6 protein-coding genes are annotated in these 5,815 nt (G+C 71.8%); 4 read left to right on the top strand and 2 right to left on the bottom strand.

Annotation, left to right across the window (positions count from 1 at the left end):
- Window positions 1–398 precede the first annotated feature (398 nt).
- The gene (locus VIB55_RS23615) at window positions 399–1,778 is read right to left on the bottom strand and encodes a sigma-54 dependent transcriptional regulator (protein WP_331879138.1); all 1,380 of its coding nucleotides are present in this window, start codon (window positions 1,776–1,778) and stop codon (window positions 399–401) included.
- Between the two features lie 639 nt (window positions 1,779–2,417).
- Window positions 2,418–4,178 (bottom strand): sensor histidine kinase, encoded by a 1,761-nt coding sequence (locus VIB55_RS23610; RefSeq protein WP_331879137.1) that lies wholly within the window; start codon window positions 4,176–4,178, stop codon window positions 2,418–2,420.
- Window positions 4,179–4,434: 256 nt separating this feature from the next.
- Here VIB55_RS23610 and VIB55_RS23605 point away from each other — a divergent pair, with 256 nt between their 5' ends.
- The 4 genes from VIB55_RS23605 (at window position 4,435) to VIB55_RS23590 (ending at window position 5,598) form a co-directional block, all read left to right on the top strand.
- Window positions 4,435–4,698 (top strand): hypothetical protein, encoded by a 264-nt coding sequence (locus tag VIB55_RS23605; RefSeq protein WP_331879136.1) that lies wholly within the window; start codon window positions 4,435–4,437, stop codon window positions 4,696–4,698.
- Window positions 4,695–4,931: a hypothetical protein gene (locus VIB55_RS23600; RefSeq protein ID WP_331879135.1), complete on the top strand. Its 237-nt coding sequence runs from the start codon at window positions 4,695–4,697 to the stop codon at window positions 4,929–4,931. Before VIB55_RS23605 ends, VIB55_RS23600 begins: the two co-directional genes overlap by 4 nt.
- Window positions 4,928–5,254 (top strand): hypothetical protein, encoded by a 327-nt coding sequence (locus VIB55_RS23595; RefSeq protein WP_331879134.1) that lies wholly within the window; start codon window positions 4,928–4,930, stop codon window positions 5,252–5,254. The genes VIB55_RS23600 and VIB55_RS23595 overlap by 4 nt, the downstream gene beginning before the upstream one ends.
- Window positions 5,255–5,325: 71 nt before the next feature.
- A complete protein-coding gene (locus VIB55_RS23590; RefSeq protein ID WP_331879133.1) occupies window positions 5,326–5,598 on the top strand; it encodes a hypothetical protein in 273 nt (90 codons plus the stop codon).
- The last annotated feature ends 217 nt before the right edge of the window (window positions 5,599–5,815 follow it).

The raw sequence follows: 5,815 nt of genomic DNA, 5'->3' as shown, positions 1-5,815 counted from the left end.
GCGGCGGCGTGGTGGTGCACGCGGCGAGCGGCGCCAGGATGGGCACGGCCACGGCGGCCACGGCCGCCTTGGCGAAGCCGCGCCGGGTGAGTTCGGTCGGTTCGGTCATCGGTTCGATGAAAGTCGTGGTAAAAAGGTCCTGCCGGATGAGGCTGGACACGGCGCGTGCCTCAGCCGCCCACCTCTCCCAACCTCTCCCCCATAAACTGCATGGGGGAGAGGCGTCAGCCCGGTGCGGTCCGTTGGTGGCGTGCAGGGTCCGGCCTCCAAGACCCGCCGCAGCGCATGGCACTGGCTCCCTTCCCCCGCGCAGTTTGCCGGGGAAGGGCTGGGGATGGGGGGCGCCGGCCCGAGCACCGGGCCTGCCTCCGTGCGCCTCAACCCCGCCCGCGCGCCCTCTACAGCCCGTACTCCTTCAGCTTCTGCCAGAGCGTGGTGCGGCCCATCCCCAGCGCCGCTGCGGCCTTGGTGCGGTTGCCGTCGGCCTGCTCCAGCGCCTGCAGGATCGCCTCGCGCTCCGAATCCGCGTCGGGCGCCTGGTACCGCCGCACCGGCTCCACGTGGCGCGCGTACTCGTGCTTGCGCCCGTCGCCCCCGTTCGCCGTCGGGAAGGTGGACGCGCCCTCGCGCACCTCCTCAGGCAGGTTGTGCGGCATCACCCGGCCGCCCTCGCAGACGATGCACGCGTACTCGATCGCTGCCATCAGCTCGCGGACGTTGCCCGGCCAGTCGTATGCCGCCAGGAGCGCCATCGCATCGTCCGACACGCCCTGCACGCGGCGCGGCGCCTCCACCCGCTCGTTCCACCGCGCCAGCGCGGCGCCGACCAGCGCCGGGATGTCCTCGGGGCGGTCCCTGAGCTCGGGAACGCGGATCTGGAACACCTTCAGGCGAAAGTACAGGTCCTTCCGGAACGACCCGTCCTCCACCATCGCCTCCAGGTCGCGGTGCGTGGCCGCGATCACCCGCACGTCCACCGGCACGCTCCGCGCCGTGCCCACCCTCACCACCTCGCGCTCCTGCAGCACGCGCAGCAGCTTGGCCTGCATCCCGGGCGACACGTCGCCGATTTCGTCCAGGAACACGGTGCCGCCGTGCGCCTCCTCGAACAGCCCCTTCCGCTCGTTCACCGCGCCGGTGAAGGCGCCGCGCGCGTGGCCGAACAGCTCCGACTCCAGGATCCCTTCCGAGAGCGCCGAGCAGTTGACCGCCTGGTACGGGCGATGGCGGCGCGGGCTTTCCTCGTGGATGGCGCGGGCGATCACCTCCTTGCCTGTCCCCGTCGCCCCGCGCAGCAGCACGGTGGATTCGGTGGATGCCACGCGCGAGATGGCGCGCAGAACCTCCTTCATCCGCGTTCCCGTGCTGACGATGCGCGCCGCGCCGTCGCCCAGGACGGGCTCGCGGCGGGCCAGGATGGACTTGATCTTGGACCGCAGCTGCGCGTTGTCGCAGGGCTTGGTCAGGTAGTCGTCGGCGCCCAGCTTCAGCGCCGCCACGGCCGAATCCACCGTGGCGAAGCCGGTGAGCATCACCACGGGAACGTCGTTGCCGGAGCCGCGCAGCTCCTCGAGCACCGAGAGCCCCGTGCGGCCCTCCATCCGCAGGTCCAGCAGCACCATGTCGAACTGCTCGTGGCGCAGCAGGTCGACGCCCTCGTCGCCGCTGGCGACGGCCTCCACGGCATAGCCTTCGTCGGACAGCAGTGCGCCCGTCCCCACGCGAAACGCGCGGTCGTCGTCGATGATGAGGATGCGCGGAGTCTCGGATGTTGCCACAGTCGCGAACGTCGAAAAGTAGATAAGTAGCGGGCGTCTGGACCCCCCTCTCCCGGCCTCTCCCCCGCAAACTGCGCGGGAGTGAGGGGAACTTCACGCCGGATAGGGCTGGCTGCGTCGCATGCCGCGGCGGGCCCCTCCCCCGGCCCCTCCCCCGGCAAACTGCGCCGGGAGAGGGGAGAACCGCATCGAGGTTCGTCTGACTGCCGTGCGCACCTCTGGGAGCCCCCTCCCCCCGGCCCCCGTCCCCCGCAGCGCAGGGGAGGGGGAGACCTGAATCGCGCTTCGGCTTGCCCCGCGCACTCGACTGCGCATGCAGTCCGCGAAGGCGGAGTTTGGGCCGTTGTTGCCGCGACTTCAGTCGCCCCAGCGGGGCCGAGGTCGCCGCCACTTGGCCCCCCCCGACGCACGCCAGACCTGAAGTGTACCCCCTCTCCCACGCTGTTTGTGGGAGAGGGTCGCACGCGTGTCAGCGCGGCGGGGTGAGGGCCACACGGCAGCCGAGGCCTCGGTTGCCGTGACCGCTGCCGCGCCCAGGCCTGTACTCTTCCGCGGCAAGATCCTTCGGCCCGCGACGTCTCTGCTGCGGGACGGTGCCGTGCGCCTGGGCCTCTGGATGACAGGGCTCCGGTGCGCGGCCTACACTCCCGCCGTCTCGCGTGCCTCCGCCGCCGCGTCCTGGTGGGCGTCCGACAGCGACTCGTCGAGCGTTTCGCGCGGCAGGCGCACGATGAAGCGGCTGCCCTGCCCCGGCGTGCTTTCCACGTCGATGCGCCCGCGGTGGCCGCGGATGATCCCCTCCGACACGAACAACCCCAGCCCGATTCCCGTCACCGCCGGCTTGGTGGTATAGAACGCCTCGAAGATGTGCGGAAGGTCCCGCTCCGCGATCCCCTGACCCGTGTCCTCCACCACCACCTCCACGGCCTCGTCCACCGCCCGCGTGGACACCCGCAGCCGGCCGCCCCCCGGCATGGCGTCGCTGGCGTTGGCCACCAGGTTCGCCAGCACCTGCTGGATGGCCTCGGGGTGCGCCACCACGTTCGGCAGGTCCGGCGCCAGCTCCGCCCGCAGCTCCACCCCCCGTGCCTTGATCTCCGGCCCCGCCAGGGTGAGCACGCGGGTCACCAACGCGTTCAGGTTCAGCAGCGAGCTGGCGTCGGATTGGGGGCGGCTCTGGTCCAGCAGCCGCCGGGTGAGCGACGCCATCCGCGAAAGCTCCTCCTGCGCCAGCGTCAGGAACTCGCGGTTGGGATCGTTCGGGTCACCGCGCCGCTCCAGCGCCTCCAGGCAGTTCTGGATGTTGTAGATGGGGTTGTTGATCTCGTGCGAAAGCTGCGCGACCAGGCGCCCCATGGCCGCCAGCTTTTCGCGGTGGATCATCTCCGCCTGCGCGCTCCGCAGCCGCCCCTCGCGGTCGGCGATGGCCCGGCGCATCTCGCCGAACGCGCGCGCCAGCTGGCCGATTTCGTCCGTGCCCGCCCGCGGCAGCGGCGCCGCGAAGTCGCCCCGCGCCATTCGCGCCGACGCCTCGGCCAGCGCCTGCGTGGGGCGCGCGACGATGCGGGCGATTACCGCCGCCAGCACCAGCGCCAGCACCAGCGCCGCGAACCCGATCCCCCACAGCGAGCTCTTGATGGCCGACGCCACTTGCAATTCCTGGGTGATGGGGCGCAGCAGGATGGCGGTGGCCGGCAGCCCGCGCGACGCCAGGTTCAGCGGGCGCGCCATGTACGCCTGCCCCGCGTAGATCTGGCGCGGTACCGGGGCCGCGCTCCCCTTGAGCGCCAGCAGCTCGGTGCGGCTCAGCGCCGCCTCGGCCGTGTCGGAAAGGGTGGTGCCGATCAGCGAGTCGCCCACCAGCAGCACCACCTCGGTGGTGCGGTTCAGCTTTTTCAGGCTGGCCGCGCTCACGCGGGTGCCCACGCCCACGCGTCCCAGGAGAACGGTGTCGGCCCGCACCTCTTCCAGGGCGAAGCGCACTGGGTCGCCCTTGGCGGGAAAGGCGATCGTCGTACGCCCCTGCCCCGCGCCGGCCACGACCCCCGCATCCACCTCGGGCCCCAGGATGAAGCGGCCCGTGCTGTCGACGATGAAGGCGACGTCTTTTTCCAGCCCCTGCTGGATGATTCGCTGCACCTTGCGCACGTTGCCCGCCTGCCAGGCGCGCGCCAGGTCCACGTCGAACGCGCGGGCGCGCGCCGCCTCGGCCAGCAGCAGGTCGTGGGTGTCCCACGCCTGCTGCACCGAGAGCATGGCGCCGTCCAGGTCGTCGCGCGCACGTTCGTACACGCCCCGCTCCACGGCCCGCGCGATCAGCAGCAGGGCCGGCACCACGATCAGCAGCGACGTGGCGGCGAAGAGAAAGAAGATCTTGGCACGGAGCGGAAGCCCTCGCATGTGGTCCCGTTCGTTCGGTGCGGCACCCGTCCCGTGTGTTCACTGAACACCGCGCGGTGTTCACTGAACGGCGGCGGACCGGTTCGGTGCGGTCCGCGAACGGTGGGCCGCGGGGTGCCGAGTGCCCGAAAACTAAGGCGTGGCGCGGATTTGCGCCACCTTGGCCCGGTACCCGGCGTTCGGCATATCCGTTGCCATTTCCTGGCCCGACCGCGTGAAGGCCGCGCGGATGGATTCTGGAAGTGAGGAGCGGCGGATGATCAAGCGCATTTTCCCGATGGTGATGGTGGCGGTGCTGGCGGCCTGCGGCGGCGACGCCGGCGAGGACGCCGCGGCCGGGGCCGATTCGACGGCCACGGGCGCCACCATCCAGGGAGTGGATTCGGCGGCTGCGGCCACCCAGGCGGCCCCGCTGCCGATGGACAGCACCTCGGCCACGACCACGCCCGCGCCGATGGACAGCACGGCGCACGCGGACTCCGGCCACGCGGCCGGCACCGACTCGGCGGCGGCGCAGTGACCATGAACAAGGTGATCGCTTCCCTGGCGCTGGTGGCGCTCGCCGCCTGCGGCGGGGGCAACGAAGCGGGCGCGGTGGTAGAAGACACCACCTCGATCCCCGCCACCAGCGAGGCCCCGGCCGTAACGCCGGCGCCCGCGGACTCGGCGGCGGTGCAGGGAACCGTGGTGGACAGCGCGGCGGCGGTCCGCGGCACCACGGGCGACAGCGTGACGGGCGACGCCCAGCAGTGAGCAGGACACCGCCCAGCATCTACGCGGGGCGGCTGATGAACCACACCGGACAAGGACACACGACCATGAAGAAGCTCATCGCGATTTTCGGCCTGATGGCGCTTGCGGCTTGCGGCGGCGGCGACGACGCGGCTGGCGAGGGCGAGGCCACCGACGTCAACAGCACCACCACGGTCGTTCCGGGCACCGACACGGTCTCCACCCCGACGGTCGTCCCGGCGGCTGACACCGTGACCACGACCACCACCACGACGGTGGACACCACCCAGGGCCAGGCCCAGACCGGCACCGCGACCGCCACGACGGACACGGCCGCGCACTGAGCAGCACGAGTACCGGGGCCGCGCATCGTTGCGCGGCCCCTTTTTGTTCACGACGGACAAGGAATACGGACATGAAGAAGCTGATCGCGATCTTCGGCGTGATGGCGCTTGCCGCGTGCGGCGGCGAGGGCGGTGAGGGCGGCGACGCCGCGGCCACCGACACCGCGGCTGCCGGCACGACCGTCGAGGCGGCCCCGGTGACCACGCCGCTGCCGACCGACACCACCATGGCGACCACGCCGGCGCCCGCCACGGGCACCGACACCGCCGGGGGCGCTGCGGGCACCACGACGACCGGCACCGACACGGCCGCCGGCGCCGCGGGCACCACGACCACCCCGTAATCCGGACCGGCGCCTCACGCGCCGCTCCAAGCCGGGCCCGGACCTTCGCGTCCGGGCCCGGCTTTTCATTGGGGGAGAACCACGAGACACCCCCGAGCCGGGGCGCCACTGATCACCGACAGCACGCCAAGGCATGCAGTCCACGAAGGTGGACATCGTGTGGTCGTTGCCGCGAATTCATTCGCCCCAGCAGGCCCGGCCACACCCAGCAGGCCCG

Origin of the sequence: Longimicrobium sp., assembly GCF_036554565.1 — a bacterium.
GTDB lineage: Bacteria > Gemmatimonadota > Gemmatimonadetes > Longimicrobiales > Longimicrobiaceae > Longimicrobium.
Note: the sequence above shows the minus strand (reverse complement) of the source record. Positions and strands in the feature narration are given on the sequence as shown.

Excerpts from the sequence above, each read along its gene's own strand:
- VIB55_RS23610 (WP_331879137.1), bottom strand. The coding sequence starts at position 4,178 with ATGCGAGGGCTTCCGCTCCGTGCCAAGATCTTCTTTCTCTTCGCCGCC.
- VIB55_RS23590 (WP_331879133.1), top strand. The coding sequence starts at position 5,326 with ATGAAGAAGCTGATCGCGATCTTCGGCGTGATGGCGCTTGCCGCGTGC.
- VIB55_RS23605 (WP_331879136.1), top strand. The coding sequence starts at position 4,435 with ATGATCAAGCGCATTTTCCCGATGGTGATGGTGGCGGTGCTGGCGGCC.